The organism is Wenyingzhuangia sp. IMCC45467 (genome assembly GCF_054111205.1).
In genome coordinates this window covers 1,778,115-1,794,415 of the sequence record NZ_CM134196.1, presented here as the reverse complement: position 1 = coordinate 1,794,415, position 16,301 = coordinate 1,778,115, and the positions used below count along the sequence as shown (strand labels likewise).

The window sequence follows — 16,301 nt, the reverse complement described above, 5'->3', positions numbered from 1 at the left end:
ACTATCTAATCTAAAATTACCTTCTCTTTACAAATTTTTCTGAAATTCTACCGCTAGCTAATAAGCTGGCCAAGGCACCAAAAAGTATAATGGTAATACAAACCACCCAAACATTTTCCCACTCAAAAGCTATAGGGTAGGCAATACTTGGAGTAATCATTATTAGTTCGTAGTGAAGCTGGGTAAAAACAATTAAAATTCCAAGAGCCAAACCAACAAGCATTCCTAATACGTTAAGTAGAAAACCATAGATACCAAAAATACGTCTTACTTTAATTAGGGGAGCTCCCATGTTTAAAAGGGTTTTAATATCATTTTTCTTATCTACAATCACCATAATAATAGTCCCGCTTGTGTTAGATAATACCATTACCACCACCAAAAGAGAAACCAAATAAGCAATAAGCTTTTCGGAGTTTAATATTTTATAAAAAGAGCCGTTAATTTCTTCTCGTTTAGATATTTTATAATCAGGAAAAGCCTTTGTTAGGTATGTAATAGTATTGTTAGGTGAACTGTTTGTTTTAAGGGATATGTCAATGTAACTTACTTCGTTTTTAGCTTTGCTTAGTAGTTGCTGACTTAAACTTAAAGGTACATATACAAACTTGTTGTCTTCTTGGTTTTGATTAGAAATTACTCCAACAACCTGTGGTTTAATTGTTGTAAAGGCTTTAGTAGGGTTGGTAATATATCCTTTTCCAGCCTTTGGTACATATACTTGTAATAAATCGGTATATACGTTTAAATCTAACTTTCTGGTTAGTTGGTATTCCGTTATACAGGCATTGGTACTTGTTGCATCAAACCATGCCCCAACCACAACTAAAGAATCTAATGGTGTTACTTTGTTAAACAGGCTATCAACTCCTTTTATGTAAGCAATTTCTTCCTTGTCTTTGTTTTTAAAAAAAGCACGTTCTTCTAAAACTTTGGTATAATAAATGGAATCGGGAATATGATGTAGTTTTTGAATAAAAGCATCATCAATTAAAAAAGTTTTTCCTTTACTAGGACTAATACGTATATCAGGAGTGTCAATATCTAAGATACTTAAGCTGTAGTCTTTAATTCCAGAAAAAACAGATAAAACAACAAATAGAGCAGTAGTTCCTGCTATAACACCTAAACAAGCCAAAATGGTAACAAAATTTATAATGTTGTTACCACTTTTAGATTTTAAATAGCGTTGGGCAATATATAGCGGAAACTTCAAAAGCTTATGTTTTTTTTCTTTTGTCTAAAATTTCAGGATTGTAAATAGGATTTACATCTTTTCCTTTTAATGAATCGTCTATGTTTTCTATATAGTCCAAAGAATCATCACCAAAAAACAACAAGTTAGGCATACGTCTTAATTGGTGTTTGGTACGTTGAGCCAACTCATGTCTAATTCCAACTACATTTGCTGTAACAGCTTTTATGATTTCATCTCTTTTTTCTGATGGAAATACACTTAAATAAGCTTTAGCTTGTCCTAAATCTGCAGTAACACTTACTTTAGATACAGAAATAATAACACCACGTAAACCATTTCTTGCATCGGCTTGTAAAACCTCGGCCAAATCTTTTTGAATGACCCCTGCTATTTTCTTTTGTCTATTTGTTTCTTCCATGCAGCAAAGATACGATTATGAATTACGATTTTACAATTACGAATTAAGAATTATTTAGGGAATAAACTTAATACTCAATACTTAATACTTTATACTGATAACAAAATTTTTAATAATCATTTTTTGATAGTACCTTGCAGACAAATTATTGAAATTATACCATGTCAAAATCTTTTGAAAAATATCAGAAAAGACGTTTGCAAGCCTCGTACTTATCTGTTGTGTTAAGTATTACAATGGTGCTGTTAATGGTTGGTTTTTTAGGATTAACGGTGTTAAAATATCAAAATCTAAGTGGTTATTTTAAAGAAAAAGTAAGTATTACTTTGTACTTAAAAAACAACATGTCTAACAAACAACAAGCGGAATTAAAAAAGTTTTTGACAGAAAAAGACTTTACTAATAGAATTAGATTTGTATCTAAAAAACAAGCTGCTGAAGAGTTTAGTAAAGATATAGGAGAAGACTTTTTAAGTTTTTTAGGAGAAAACCCTCTTAAAAGTTATTACGAAATTAGGTTAAAAGCAGATTTTGTAAGTCCTGCTCAGTTGGTTTACATTAAAAAAGAATTAGAAAAAAATGAGTTTATTGAAGAAGCTGCTTACGATGCTCCTTTGGTAGATTTGTTAACAAAAAATATTAAGACCATTGGTTTTTGGTTAGTGGTAGGAGCATCGGTATTAGCATTTATAGCGGTGTTGTTATTAAACAGTTCTATTAGATTGTCTATTTACTCTAAAAGATTTACCATTAAAACCATGCAAATGGTGGGAGCAACTAAAGCTTTTATTCGCAAACCTTTTATTTTAGGGAGTGTACGTTTAGGCTTGGCAGGAGCATTTTTTGCCTCTGCAATTTTACTAGGTATTTGTTATAAAATCAATCATAAATTGCCTGCATTGGCATTGTTAGAAGATATAAAAGTGTTGGTGTTAGTAATTGGCGGAATTTTTGCCTCTGCCATTATTATTACAGCAGCGAGTGCTTTTATGGCTACTCAAAGATTTTTACGTTTAAAAACAGATCAACTTTATTTTTAAGTTATGAAACAAAAATTTGCATCAGACTTTGTGTTTGGAAAAAGAAATTATCAACTTATGTTGGTTGGTTTAGCTTTTATTGGAATAGGATTTATTTTAATGTCTGGAGGGGGCTCTGAAAACCCAGAAGTATTTAATGAAGCTATTTACAATTTTAGAAGAATTAGACTAGCACCAACTTTGGTGTTAATAGGGTTTGGAATTGAAATTTGGGCTATTTTAGCTAAACCATCAAAAAAATAACATGGGATTATTAGAAGCAATTATTTTAGGTATTATTCAAGGATTAACAGAATTTTTACCTGTATCGTCTAGTGGACATTTAGAACTAGCTAAGTTTATATTAGGAGATAATTCTGTGCCAGAAGAGAGTTTAACATATACAGTGGTTTTACATTTTGCTACTGCTTTAAGTACTATTGTTATTTTTAGAAAAGAAGTTGCCCAAATTTTAAAAGGGCTATTTCAGTTTAAGGTAAATGAAGAGTTTATGTTTTCCTTAAAAATAGTATTGTCTATGATTCCTGCAGTGGTGATTGGATTGATGTTTGAGGAAGAATTAGAGTCTTTTTTTGGAGGGAAAATATTGTTTGTAGGAGCAATGTTGTTGGTAACAGCTGTATTGTTATTATTGGCCGATAGAGCAAAAACAACCAATAAAGATGTGTCTGTTATAGGATCAATTATTATAGGAATTTCTCAAGCCATTGCCATGTTACCAGGTATTTCTAGATCTGGAGCTACTATTTCTACTTCAGTTATTTTAGGGGTAGATAGAAATAAGGCTGCAAAGTTCTCTTTTTTAATGGTAGTACCTTTAATTTTAGGAAAAATAGCAAAAGATATTTTAGGTGGTGATATTCACTTTGCATCAGAAGAAATAGTACCTATGGGGGCAGGGTTTGCTGCTGCTTTTATTGCAGGGTTACTTGCTTGTCAATGGATGATTGCTTTGGTTAAAAAAAGTAAGTTGATTTACTTTTCAATATATTGTGCTATTGTAGGTGTAGTAGCTATAGCATATACATTTTTTGCATAAATGAAAACATTAGAGGAGTATAAAGAAGGGCAGGTGTTGTTGATTGACAAACCTTTACATTGGACATCATTTCAGGTAGTTAATAAATTAAGATGGGTAATTAAAAAGCATTTCGGACTTAAAAACATTAAAGTAGGTCATGCAGGAACTTTAGATCCTTTAGCTACTGGTTTATTGATTTTGTGTACAGGAAAGTTTACTAAAAAAATTGAAACCTATCAGGCACAGCACAAAGAATACACAGGTACCATTGTGTTAGGAGCAACAACTCCAAGTTACGACTTGGAAACAGAGATTGATGAAACGTTTCCTACAGGTCATATTAGCACAGAAATGATTTACGAAGCCACCAAACAATTTGTGGGAGAAATAGATCAAAAACCGCCTATTTTCTCGGCCATTAAAAAAGAAGGAAAACGCTTGTATGAACTAGCTCGTGAAGGAAAAACAACTGAAATTAAATCAAGAAAAATAAATATTTCCGACTTTGAAATTACAGGAATAGATTTTCCTAACGTACATTTTAGAGTAGCATGTAGCAAAGGAACTTATATTCGTTCTTTGGCATATGATTTTGGAAAGGCATTAAACTCAGGTTCGCATTTATCTGCTTTAAGAAGAACTAAAATTGGAGATTTTAAGGTGAACAATGCTGTTTCTGTAGAAGCCTTTTTACAAGATTTTGGTATGGAATTAAAATCAGAATAGCTTAAGGACAAATAATAAATAGCACGAAGTTGTCTAAAGAGTAAAAACTTCGTCAAACTGAACTTGTTTCAGTTTCTCATCACCACTGTTTAACAATAGGTTGGGATTCTGAACTAAATTAAGAATGACGTTTTTTAATACTTATTAGATAGCTTTTTTTGTTACAGGACAGTGCAGGTTAGTTTTAAATGTGTATTATGTTATTCTTGTTTATCTGAAAAAGAATTACCACTACACAACACTTTGTTATAAAAATTGACTATGAAATTAATCACTATAATAGCAACATTTCTATTGGTTGCGAATTCATCTTTTGCTCAAAAATTTGAAACAGTTGGAATTGAAGAAGAAGTCCCTGCATTTAAAAAGACTATTAAAAGATATTTTGTTCTTAAAGAGGATCATAATATTAAACATGGGGCTTATAAAGAGTTTTATAAGAATAAAATTGTAGCAGAAGGAAATTATAAACTAAATAAAAAAGAAAGTTATTGGGTTTATAAGTCACCAGATGAAAAATATATTCAGAAGGGTAGTTTTATTGATGGAAAAAAAATAGGGTATTGGGTAGCTTACTCAAAAGGAATCATGGTGTCTAAAGAGTTTTATAATGATAATTTTAGGTTAGATAGTTTGTATTATTATAATTTAAAAGGGACTTTAACTAGAAAATACTATTACAATCAAGAGAAAAAATTGGGTGTGGATTGGAGAAAAAATTATAATGGATTTACCGAAGAATCTACCACTTTAGATCAGGATAAATTACATGGTAGTTTAAAAGTATTTCATCCTAATGGAAAATTATATCAAGAGAAAAAATATCATCAAGGAAAATTATATTGGGTATCCGATTTTTATGATACCGATGGAAAAATAATTAAAGTTTCTAATTTTAAAAATGGAGCAGGTATTTTGTTATCATATGATTTAGATCAGTTAAATAAAGGTAAAATAGTTGAAGTAAAATCCATTCAATATCAAGATAGTATTCCAAATGGGAGTTTTAAAACATTAGATGATAAAGGTAAAATGTGGTCTACAGGGATAATGTATAAAACACAAAAAGTAGGTAAATGGAAAGAATGGATCTCAAGAGAAAAAAGATATAAAGACAGGGATTACAAGTCGTTAAGAGGTTCTGCTAAAAATAAAAAATATTTTGAAAAGTCAACTCTTTTTGATTTACCACCTTATCTCTCTTCGGCTTTGAGTTTGGAATATGCCACACCTATGATTTTAATGGAAAATTACAAGGAAAGTAAAGAGATGGCTTTTCATAGTAAAGAATTTATTACAAAAATTAATAAGTTTTTATTAAAAATGGTAGACTTAAATGAATTGGCTAATTATGTAGAAGATTGTACTAATAGAAAAGTTATAAAAGCTAAAATTTCATTTAAGATTAATAGTTTAGGAGAGGCGGATAATATTACAGTAAAAAGTGAGAATAGTGATATAGAAAACTATTATAAAAATATCATGTCAAAATTACCTGTTTTAATTCCTGCTACTTATTGTGGACGTTTGATGAATTTGAGTTTTAATTTACCTGTAAGTTTTGGTTGTAATAGAGGAGCCAATCGTTTACAAATGAACAATTATAAACCTCGTAATAGAGGCTACTAAAAAGATAACTTTTTTAAAACATTCTAGCATACCAAGTATCTTCGGCAGGCAATTCCCAGTCAGATTCTAGTTCTTCTTTGGTGTTGATTAAATTGTCAAAAACAATAGTACTTTTATTTACACTTTTGTTTTTAATTAGTTTTTTAAACTCTTTCACGTCTTTGTATTGCACAAACTCTCCTTGTTTAAAACAAACATTTAGTTTGTCTAGCAATTCAATATCGTGTTCTAGTTGCAGTTTAAAAATAAAAGTGACCAATTCATCAATAATACCAGTGGTAATAGCTTGGTTAGGATTAATGGCAATAACAATAAAACGTTGGTATTTTATATTATATCCAGCTTCAATATTGTTTTTTTTACACCATTCTTTGGTAAAATCTTGTACTTTGGTTTCTATTTCTGAAAGCAGTTCAGGATGAAACTTTTTATTGCTAGGATATAAAAATACTTTAGCGGTGTTTTCAAGCTGATTAAAATCTACTAACATAAATGATTTTGTTTATTGCAAATATATTAGCTATCAACAGAATAATCATTTATTTTTTTAATTATTTGAGTTTATAAATCTTAAAATAGAGTTGACCATCATCAACAAGATTCTTATATATTTGTGAATATGAAATACATCACCTTATTTGTAATATTTTGTGTCGTTTTTATTGCTTGTGAGCAAAAAAAATCTGAGACTACCGTGAAGGCTGAAAACGATGAAAAGTACTTTAGTGCCAAAGATGAAATAATTGTTTTTGATTCTCTTAGCCCTGTTAACATCATTTATAAAGATTCTATTGTAGGGTGGAAAGGCTATTTTGAAGTTACTGATGATTTAGAACGTATTAAAAAAACAAGTCCAAATGAGGTGTTAAGCAGTGCTGAAGAATTGGTGAAAGATGTTGCGTTGATGAGAGATTCTATTACTGTAAAAGTTTTAGATGAAAAAGGAATGAGAGCAAGAATGAATACGTTGTATAATCAGGCTTTAAGATTACAAGAAATGAAGGAAATTCCTGCTATTACTGTTCCTGAAATTACCAAACAAACACAAGGGCTTTTTACTATTTATAGAATGATTAATACCAAAATTAATGCAATATATGAGCAAAATAATTTTGAAAAAGAATTGGTTGATGATAATTTTTTCTTTTCTAAGTTAGATTCTATTGAGTAGTTCTTTGTTTATGTCTGTTTGTATTGCAACAATGCCTCGTAAATCAAATTAGATTCATATCCTTTTCTAAGTAAAAAATCTGCTACTTTTTTCTTTTTTTTATAGAAGTTAACTTCTCTAATGTTTTCCCATTTTTGAGTTGATAAAGCATAAAGTGTTTCTATGTATTCTTTTTCATCAATTTCTTTTAGAGCTGTTTTGATGTTATATTCCGAAATGTTTCTGAATGTTAGTTCTTGGGTAATTCTTACTTTTCCATATTTTTTAATTCGGAATTTTCCTCGGGCAAAACTTTTGGCAAAACGTTCTTCGTTTAAAAAGTTGTGTTCCATAAGATGAAGTAAAATAACTTCACAAGCTTGTGGAATCATGTCCATTTTATATAGTTTTTCTTCTACTTCTTTATGACATCTATCCTGATATACACAATAATTTTCTAAAGCCCTTTTGGCTTCTTCAACCGTGTATGTTTTTTTGTTTTGCATACTGCTAAAATAAAAAGAAAGCTACAGATGTTTAAAATATCTGTAGCTTTATAAAAATGTTTATGTGTTAAGTTTAAAAGTTATATGCTAATCCTATATTAAAAAAGTTTTGCTTTAATGTTGCGTTTACATCTGTATTAGCTTCACTAGATAAATTATCATCAAATTCATCACCTAAGCTATCAGACAGCTGAATAGAATAATTAGCAATAATATTTAATTTACTAGACAATTCAAATCCTATTCCTAAGCCTAGGGCTAATGAAATTTTATGAAATCCATCTTCCGTTTGATCTTCTATAAGAAAGTCTACCTTTGGTCCAGCAGATAGAAATACTTTTTCGTTTGGATAATAGTTAAATAAAAATGGAATTTGAATATATTCTATTTTTTCATCATCATCGTCTTCATCAGAAGATAGGTTTGTATATATTACTCCTGGTGTAAAACTATATTTAGAGTTGATTTGAATTTCTCTCATCAAACCAACAAAAAAACCAGTAGCATCCATTGATTCAGTTTCACTTACATCATAATCTGGGATGTTCAGTTTTAGTTTTAATTTAACGGATGTATATCCAGCAGAAATACTGGTCTTGTCTTCTTGGGCTTTTGCAAAATTAGTACCTAGTACCAATAAAGCAATGAATAGCAATTTTTTCATGGGGCAAAAATACATAAATATTCGAGTTAAGAATTATGATATAATCAATGTTTACTTAGGGATATAAAAAAACGGACTGTGTTTAAACACAGTCCGTTTTTTGTTATAATATGCTTTTTCTATTTATTCTTTACTTTCACTTTAATTCTGTGTAGTAAGTAGAACATTACTGGTACAATAATTAAGGTAAGAAAAGTAGCAAAGGTCAATCCAAAAATAACTGTCCATGCTAAAGGTCCCCAAAAAATTACGTTATCACCCCCCATATAAATGTTTGGATTTCCTGTGTTAAACAATGAAAAGAAATCAATGTTAAAACCAATAGCTAAAGGAATTAATCCTAATACTGTGGTAATAGCTGTTAAAATTACAGGTCTTAAACGTGCTTTACCTCCTTGTACGATGGCTTCAAAAGCATGTTCTATAGAAATCACTTCATCTTCTGGAAGGTTTAATTCTTCGGCTTTTCTATCAAATAATAGTTGTGTGTAATCTAATAGTACTACTCCGTTGTTTACAACAATTCCGGCAAGAGAAATAATACCCATCATAGTCATCATAATTACAAAGCTCATTCCCATACCAATAATTCCGAAGAATACCCCTGTAAAGCTCAAGAAAATAGCCACCATAATTATGGCAGGTTTGGTAACAGAGTTAAACTGAAAAACTAAAATAAACATAATTAAACCTAAACCAGTCATTAAGGCTCCCATTAAGAAACTCATTTGTTTGTTTTGCTCTTCTATTTGTCCTGTAAAATCAAAAGAAATTCCTTTAGGAGAATCAAAATCGGCCATTTCTAACTCAATTTGTTTTACCACAGCAGCAGCATCTTTATAACCAGGAGCCAGAGCAGAGTAAACTGTAACGGTTCTTTCTCCGTTAATATGTTTTATAGCACTAAAAGAAGAAGTGTTTCTACGAGAAATTAAGGCAGATACAGGTACTTCTTTTAATTGACCATCAGTTGCATCACGGAATATTACATTTTGATTAAATAATAAACTAGTATTTGTTCTATCCTCTTTTTTAAATCGAACATACATATCATAATCTTCACCATCTTCTTTGTAAACACTTGCTTTTTCTCCAAAAATAGAACGTCTAAGTTGATTGGCTACAGCACCAACAGGTACACCTAATGCCCCTGCTTTTTTTCTGTCTACATAAACCTCCATAGCCGGTTTTGCTTTGTTTACATCTACTTTAAGTTCATCAATTCCTGCAATACTACGTTCTGTAATAAATTTTTGCATTCTTTGAGCAACAGAAACCAATTCATTATAATCTTTCCCCTGAATTTCTATGTTAATAGGGTATCCTGCCGGAGGACCTGCAGCATCTTTTTCAACAGAAATTGCCAATCCAGGATATTTGTTTTTTAAATCTTCTTGAACTTTTTGTCTTAAAAGTTCAGAGTCTGCACCTCTACGATATTTGTATTCTCGCATGGTAGCTGTAATTTTACCTCTATGTGGCATTTCGGAATCTCCTCCATCTGTATTTGGGTTACCAGCACCCATTCCTACTTGAGATACAGCAGACTCTACTAAGAAATTATAACCATTGTCTACATATTCGTTGGCATTTAAAATTTTGTAAACACGATTTTCTATTTCTTTAGTAACAGCGTTTGTTTTTTCTATATCTGTTCCTTGTGGATATTCTAAATAGACAATAATCTGATTTGGTTTATTGTCTGGGAAAAATTCAACCTGTGTTTTTCCAGAGCCTACAGAGGCACCAAAAACCATAAACGAAGCAATTAATAAAACAAAAGTTCCTCCTAAAAATACATAAGGTCTCCAGCTACTTAAAGAAAAACGTAATACTTTTTCATAGGCGTTTTCAAAAGCAGTAAGCATTCTTTCTTGGAAAAATATAGCACTATTTTTTATAAATAATCTATACAGCCAGAATAGAGCACAAGTAACAACCATTAAACTACCTAATCCATGAAGAGCTCCTCCAAATAACATGATTGGAATTCCAAATCCACATAAAATAATAGTTAATCTTGTTAGTTGTTTATAGGTTAGTTTTTTCTCACCAATAGTCATAAACCCTGATACTAGTACTGAGTTAAAGAAAATGGCTACAAATAATGAAGAACCTAATACGATGGATAAAGTAATAGGGAAGTATTTCATAAACTGTCCCATAATTCCAGGCCACAATCCAAGAGGAATAAATGCAGCTACTGTTGTTGCAGTAGAAATAATAATAGGGAAAGCAATTTCACCAATTCCTTTTTTAGCAGCTTCTTTTCTGCTCATTCCCTCTTCATCCATTAAACGGAATACATTTTCTACAACTACAATACCGTTGTCTACCAACATTCCTAATCCCATAATTAATCCAAAAAGAATCATGGTGTTCATGGTATATCCTAAAAGATCTATAATCCAAAAAGACATAAACATAGACATTGGAATGGCAAAACCAACAAACAATGCATTTCTAAATCCTAAGAAAAACATTAACACCATTACTACTAGTAAAATACCAAAAATGATGTTGTTTACTAGGTCATCAACTTGATTTAATGTGTTTGAAGATTGATCGTTACTAATAGAGATATGTAGGTCACTAGGCAAATAATTTTCTTCGGCATTTTTAATAATTGCCTTAATTTTATCAGCAGCTTCTACCATGTTTTTACCAGCACGTTTTTTAACGTCTAGCATTACAACTGTTTCTCCCCATTCGCGAGCATAAGTAGTTTTTTCTTTTTCGTGGAAAAAAATATCGGCAACATCTCTTAGATAAACAATACCACCTTGTCTTTTAATTACAAAGTCTTTTAATTCGTTAGGGTTTTCTACTTCACCTAAAACTCTAATGGTTCTACGTTGTCCGCTAGTAATAAGGTTACCGGCAGACATGGTAATGTTTTCTTGTTTAATAGCGTTGATAATATCATCAAAACTTACTTGTGCAGCAGACATTTTGTATATATCTACAGCAATTTCTACTTCTTTTTCTTGAGCTCCACGGATATCAACTTTTTTAATTTCTGATAAGCCTTCTATGTCGTCTTCTAAAAGTTCTGCAAAAGATTTTAGTTTTTCTACAGTATAGTCTCCTGTTAAGTTGATGTTTAGAATTGGCATTTCTTCAGAAAGATTCAAGTCAAAAACAGAAGGGTCTACCTTGGCACCATTAAAAGTTGGCCAATCTTCACCAGCTTTTACTCCATCAACTTCATCTTTTACTTTTTGTTTGGCAGCTTCAACGGAAATTTTCTCGTCAAACTCTACCATTATAATTCCGTAATCTTCTTGAGAGGTAGAAGTAACTTCGGTTACATTACTAATGTTTTCTAATTGATCCTCTAAAGGGTCTACAATTAAGCGCTCAATATCCTCGGCAGTGTTTCCAGGATACATAGCATTAATGTATATTTTAGTTTCTTTTACTTCAGGAAAACTTTCTCTTGGTAAATTGTTGTAGGCAGATATTCCTAGTATTAGCATTAAGGCTGCTAATACATACATGGTGGTTTTATTGTTAATAGCCCACGATGACCATGCAAATTCTTTATTTGTTTTGTTGTTTTCGGACATAATGAACTTAGTTTAATATAGTTACTTCTTGACCTTCTTTAACAGATCTAGCTCCTTCTACAATTACCATGGTGTTTGGTTTTAATCCTTTGGTAACTTCAATGTCATTTTTGCTAGTTTTCCCTAATTCTATAAATGTTTTTTGAGCGATGTAAGAATTTCCTTTTTTCGCTACTGTAAAAATGTATTCTTTGTTGTTTTCGTTTTCTGAGATAATACTTTGCGGAATTAAAATAGCTGCTTCGTTATGATAATCATTAATATTTAAGTGTACCGACATGTTTGGTTTTGCTTCAATATTATTAGGAATATCCATTTCCACTTTAAATTTTCTGTTGTTTGGGTTGATGTAATTACCTGCTTGCGTAATTGTAGTTTCTGCCGTAGCATTTAGTACAGGAATAAATAAATCTACTTTTTTTCCTTTTTTTACGTATTTGATAAATGTTTCTGGAATTTCGGCACTAATTGTCATATCGCTTAAGTTAATTAAACGAACAATTGGTGATTGTCCTGGCATTACAAATGAACCTTCATCAGTAATCACATCATCTACAATTCCACTAAACGGAGCTTTTAATTGTGTTTTAGCAATTTGTGCTTTAAGGTTATCTACTGCTTTAGATTTAGCTGCATAAGCTGTTTTTGCTTGTAAAAATTGGATTTCAGATCCTATTTTTTGATCCCATAAACGCTCTTGTCTTTCAAAAGTAGTTTTGGCTAATTCTGCATCTGCTTCTAATTGAGCTAATTGATCATTTAAACCAGAATCGTCTATAATAGCAATAGTTTGTCCTTTGTTTACTTTTTGTCCCTCTTTAACCAATACAGATTTTAAAGTACCGTTAATTTCTGGGTAAAGAATTAAGTTTTGTTTGGTTTCTACATTTCCTTGAACTTCTACATAGTGGTAAAAATCAGAGGTTTTTGCCATTAATGTAGAGACCAATGTAGTTTTTTTAACAGTGTCTAGTTCTGCAATAGCTTTTTCTAATGCTTTAACATCTGCTATTAGGGTATTTCTTTTAGCTTTTATTTCTTTTATTTCTTTGCTTGCAATAATATCTGCAATTGTTTTTTCTTTTTTCGATCCACATGCAATCATGGTAGTTGCAGCAATGGCTAATAATATTTTTTTCATAATTTTATTTTTGGGAGCGGTTTAATTTTGTAATGCGTTTAGTTCAGCTTTTTTGTTAATAACATTAACCATGGCTTGTAAATATTCTTGTTGACTACTATAAAGTTGCATTTGTGCTTGTCTTAAATCAAAGCTACTAGATATTCCTTCTTTATATTTAATATTGTTTTTGTTTTCTATACGTTCTGCAAGTTTTAGGTTTCGTTTCTTGTTTTCAAGAGTGTTTATTGCTAGATCTAAATCTGACTGAATGGTTTGGTAGTTGATTTGTATTTGTTCCTCAGTATCTATTAATTTATTTTGAGATTTTAACCATTCTATTTTGGCTCTTTTACGTTTAGCAGTGCTGGCAAAAGAAGAGAAGATTGGGATGTCAATAGTCACTCCAAATAGAGCTGTAGACAACCATGTTTGGTCTTTGTCAAAAAAAGTAAACTCTTGACTGTTACCAATATAATTTGCAGATAAGAAACTACTAATGCTAGGTAGTAGTTTAGATTGTTCTAATTTGTATAGTAATTTTTTAGATGTAGTTTCATTTTCAGCTATTTTGTAGTCTATATTATTAAATACTGAAAAATTCTTAAAAGAGGTTGGTTGTTCTTTGGTTTTGGTAATTAAAGTTTTTAAATCTTCTGTAAGAGTAAGGTTTACATCATCAATAAAACCTAGAGTTAATCTTAACATTTTTATAGAGATACTATGTATTCTTTCTAAACTTTCTAAATTATTATTTAGGTTGTTTAAAGTAATTTGAAGTTGTTCGATGTCTTCTTCTTCTGCAAATCCATTTTCTAACATGGCTTTTGATTCATTTAAGTTGCTTTCTATACTTTCGATGTTTTTATGAATTAGCTTGATGCTTTCTTCAGTTAATAAAACATTACTGTAGGCACTAGTAACTCCTTTAGTGATTTCTTGGTCTGTTTTTGCTTTGGCATTCTTAGAAATATCTAAAAATACTTTCGCAGATTGTAGTCCCACAATGTACGATCCGTCAAAAACAAGTTGACTTAAAGTAACACTTGGAGTAAGGCTTTGTTTTGGAAAAATAAAATTAATAAATGAATCTCCTTCTGTTTGATCTCCTGGAATAGGATATTTTACATAATTTTTATATTCAATTTTTCCATTAAGTTGAGGTAATCCAATAGCAATGGTTTCCCATTTTTGTTGTTTTGCTGCTTCAATATCATGAGTTGCATTCTGAGAATTTCTGTTGTTTACTAAAGCAAACTCAATGGCCTCCTGTAAAGAAAAACGAGTTTTGATACTGTCTTGTACCTTAGTTTGTACTTTTTCTTGAGCGGGAACTATTAAGTATGTTAAAAAACATAAGTAAATAATAAAGTTCTTTTTCATAATTAATTTTTAGGGTTGTTTAGTATTTGGTTTAATGTTTCTAATCCTTTTTCTGTGGCAATAGCTCTTGTGTGATATTCTAAATATTCTGTTGCTAAATTAAACTTATAATCTTTATTGTTGTTTTGTTGATCCATTTCTTTAACTCCCTCTATTCCAGCGAAATGAATTTTAACAACAAAATTAACATTTAAGTTTTTTCTGTAATACCCTTCTTTAATACCACGTTCTATATTTTTAGTAAAACATTTTGTCATGGCTTCCTGGTGTTTTTTCTTCATGTTACAGTGAATTTCGGGGAAAAATTTCTGAAGTTGACAAATAGATGAGGGATTTTGTTGTTTTATATTGTTTAGCATTAGTTCTTTAATTTGAAATAATTCTTCTATAGAGTTTTGTTTTTTGTTTTCTATAGCGCTAATGCCTTGTAAAATATTACTGAAAATATTTATGGTAGTTGCTTCTACCAATTTGTTTTTATTTTTAAAGTGTGAGTAAACTGTTTTTTTTGAAATTCCTAGTGTGTTTGAAATATCATCCATGGTAACACTTTTAAATCCAAGATCTAAAAACATACTAGTGGCTGTGCTTAATATTTGTTCTTTCATAATCATACTAAAATTGTTGGCAAAGATATACATGGAAACTAAAAAAACAAATTTAGTTTCCATAGTTTTTTAAAATATAAATATTTGTTAATATTAGGTTTTTGTATAGTCTTTCATTGTATTACTTTTATCCTCAAAAAACATATTCATTGGATTTATCATTATACAGAAATTCGTTCATAGCTTTTTTAGAGCAAGAAACATCAGTTAAAGAACCTGTTAGTTTATACAAACCTATTGATTATATACTTTCATTAGGGGGAAAACGTATAAGACCTTTGTTAACCTTAATGGCTGTAGATGCTTTTAATATAGATTATAAAAAAGGCTTACATGCAGCTTTAGCTATAGAGGTGTTTCATAATTTTACTTTACTACATGATGATATTATGGATGATGCTCCTCTAAGAAGAGGACAGGCAACGGTTCACGAAAAATGGAATGTAAACACAGCCATTCTATCAGGAGATGCTATGATGATATTGGCCAATCAGTACTTAGAGGTTTATGAGGGTAGTGTGTATAAAAAGCTGATGCAATTGTTTCAAAAAACAGCTTTAGAAGTTTGTGAGGGGCAACAATATGATATGGATTTTGAGAATAGAAATGATGTTTCTATTGCAGAATATATAGAAATGATTCGATTAAAAACATCGGTATTGGTTGCAGCAGCTCTAAAAATGGGTGTTATAATTGCAAATGCTTCTGATAAAGATGCTGATGCTATGTATGAGTACGGTTTAAATTTAGGACTGGCTTTTCAATTACAAGATGATTATTTAGATGCTTTTGGTGATCCAGAAACTTTTGGAAAGCAGGTTGGAGGTGATATTATAGAAAATAAAAAAACATTTTTATACCTAAAAGCACTTGAGAATTTAAAAGGTGCAGAAAAGCATCAGTTATCAGATTTATTTTCAAATCCACAAGATAATATGGAGTTAAAAATAGAAAGAGCAAAAGATATGTTTGTTAAGTCTATGGCTGTGAGGGATATAAAGAAAGAAATAAAAGACTATACTCAAAAAGCTTTTGATGTTTTAAAAGACATATCTATCTCCCAAAATACCAAAGAAAACTTAATAGACTTTGGTAATTATTTAATGGGAAGAAAAGTGTAAATATAATTTTGTGATTTTATTTGTGAGAACATAAAAATATATTAAATTTGCCACCGCTTTAGGTCTCATAGCTCAGCTGGTTAGAGCACCTGACTCATAATCAGGGGGTCCATGGTTCGAGCCCATGTGGGACCACTACTTAAAGCTT

General features: G+C 30.6%; 16 protein-coding genes and 1 tRNA gene. 8 read left to right on the top strand and 9 right to left on the bottom strand.

What is annotated here, in order from left to right:
• Nucleotides 1-16 precede the first annotated feature (16 nt).
• Together ACXGQT_RS07610 and rbfA are read right to left on the bottom strand one after the other, a co-directional pair.
• Nucleotides 17-1,216, bottom strand: a complete 1,200-nt coding sequence (locus tag ACXGQT_RS07610) for an ABC transporter permease (protein WP_457828005.1) — start codon at nucleotides 1,214-1,216, stop codon at nucleotides 17-19.
• Between the two features lie 4 nt (nucleotides 1,217-1,220).
• Nucleotides 1,221-1,616 carry a 30S ribosome-binding factor RbfA gene (gene rbfA / locus ACXGQT_RS07605; RefSeq protein WP_457828004.1) on the bottom strand — a complete coding sequence of 132 codons (396 nt, stop codon included), beginning with the start codon at nucleotides 1,614-1,616 and terminating at the stop codon, nucleotides 1,221-1,223.
• A gap of 161 nt (nucleotides 1,617-1,777) precedes the next feature.
• Here rbfA and ACXGQT_RS07600 point away from each other — a divergent pair, with 161 nt between their 5' ends.
• The 5 genes from ACXGQT_RS07600 (at nucleotide 1,778) to ACXGQT_RS07580 (ending at nucleotide 6,032) form a co-directional block, all read left to right on the top strand.
• Entirely contained in the window at nucleotides 1,778-2,656 is an 879-nt protein-coding gene (locus ACXGQT_RS07600) for a cell division protein FtsX (RefSeq protein WP_457828003.1), read from the top strand.
• 3 nt (nucleotides 2,657-2,659) lie between these two features.
• Entirely contained in the window at nucleotides 2,660-2,899 is a 240-nt protein-coding gene (locus ACXGQT_RS07595) for a DUF3098 domain-containing protein (protein WP_457828002.1), read from the top strand.
• Nucleotide 2,900: 1 nt separating this feature from the next.
• Nucleotides 2,901-3,695 (top strand): undecaprenyl-diphosphate phosphatase, encoded by a 795-nt coding sequence (locus ACXGQT_RS07590; protein WP_457828001.1) that lies wholly within the window; start codon nucleotides 2,901-2,903, stop codon nucleotides 3,693-3,695.
• Nucleotides 3,696-4,403 carry a tRNA pseudouridine(55) synthase TruB gene (gene truB, locus ACXGQT_RS07585; RefSeq protein WP_457828000.1) on the top strand — a complete coding sequence of 236 codons (708 nt, stop codon included), beginning with the start codon at nucleotides 3,696-3,698 and terminating at the stop codon, nucleotides 4,401-4,403. It abuts the gene before it with no gap.
• A gap of 261 nt (nucleotides 4,404-4,664) precedes the next feature.
• Entirely contained in the window at nucleotides 4,665-6,032 is a 1,368-nt protein-coding gene (locus ACXGQT_RS07580) for a toxin-antitoxin system YwqK family antitoxin (RefSeq protein ID WP_457830786.1), read from the top strand.
• A 13-nt stretch (nucleotides 6,033-6,045) separates the two neighbouring features.
• Here the strand turns inward: ACXGQT_RS07580 and ACXGQT_RS07575 are convergent, their stop codons facing one another.
• A complete protein-coding gene (locus ACXGQT_RS07575; protein ID WP_457830785.1) occupies nucleotides 6,046-6,522 on the bottom strand; it encodes an ABC transporter ATPase in 477 nt (158 codons plus the stop codon).
• Nucleotides 6,523-6,651: 129 nt separating this feature from the next.
• Between ACXGQT_RS07575 and ACXGQT_RS07570 the strand changes: the two genes are divergently transcribed.
• Nucleotides 6,652-7,203, top strand: a complete 552-nt coding sequence (locus ACXGQT_RS07570; protein WP_457830784.1) for a hypothetical protein — start codon at nucleotides 6,652-6,654, stop codon at nucleotides 7,201-7,203.
• 8 nt (nucleotides 7,204-7,211) lie between these two features.
• Here the strand turns inward: ACXGQT_RS07570 and ACXGQT_RS07565 are convergent, their stop codons facing one another.
• The 6 genes from ACXGQT_RS07565 to ACXGQT_RS07540 form a co-directional block, all read right to left on the bottom strand.
• On the bottom strand, nucleotides 7,212-7,688 hold the full coding sequence (locus ACXGQT_RS07565; protein WP_457830783.1) for a regulatory protein RecX: 477 nt from the start codon (nucleotides 7,686-7,688) through the stop codon (nucleotides 7,212-7,214).
• A gap of 73 nt (nucleotides 7,689-7,761) precedes the next feature.
• Nucleotides 7,762-8,352 carry an outer membrane beta-barrel protein gene (locus ACXGQT_RS07560; RefSeq protein WP_457830782.1) on the bottom strand — a complete coding sequence of 197 codons (591 nt, stop codon included), beginning with the start codon at nucleotides 8,350-8,352 and terminating at the stop codon, nucleotides 7,762-7,764.
• Between the two features lie 119 nt (nucleotides 8,353-8,471).
• Complete coding sequence (locus tag ACXGQT_RS07555) at nucleotides 8,472-11,921, bottom strand: efflux RND transporter permease subunit (RefSeq protein WP_457830781.1); 3,450 nt, start codon at nucleotides 11,919-11,921, stop codon at nucleotides 8,472-8,474.
• 7 nt (nucleotides 11,922-11,928) lie between these two features.
• Nucleotides 11,929-13,062, bottom strand: coding sequence for an efflux RND transporter periplasmic adaptor subunit (locus ACXGQT_RS07550; protein ID WP_457830780.1), 1,134 nt, complete (start codon nucleotides 13,060-13,062; stop codon nucleotides 11,929-11,931).
• A gap of 21 nt (nucleotides 13,063-13,083) precedes the next feature.
• A complete protein-coding gene (locus ACXGQT_RS07545; protein ID WP_457830779.1) occupies nucleotides 13,084-14,424 on the bottom strand; it encodes a TolC family protein in 1,341 nt (446 codons plus the stop codon).
• 2 nt (nucleotides 14,425-14,426) lie between these two features.
• On the bottom strand, nucleotides 14,427-15,095 hold the full coding sequence (locus tag ACXGQT_RS07540; protein ID WP_457830778.1) for a TetR/AcrR family transcriptional regulator: 669 nt from the start codon (nucleotides 15,093-15,095) through the stop codon (nucleotides 14,427-14,429).
• Between the two features lie 86 nt (nucleotides 15,096-15,181).
• Between ACXGQT_RS07540 and ACXGQT_RS07535 the strand changes: the two genes are divergently transcribed.
• Both ACXGQT_RS07535 and ACXGQT_RS07530 read left to right on the top strand, forming a co-directional pair.
• Entirely contained in the window at nucleotides 15,182-16,153 is a 972-nt protein-coding gene (locus ACXGQT_RS07535) for a polyprenyl synthetase family protein (protein WP_457830777.1), read from the top strand.
• A gap of 61 nt (nucleotides 16,154-16,214) precedes the next feature.
• Nucleotides 16,215-16,288 (top strand) — tRNA-Ile (locus tag ACXGQT_RS07530).
• The last annotated feature ends 13 nt before the right edge of the window (nucleotides 16,289-16,301 follow it).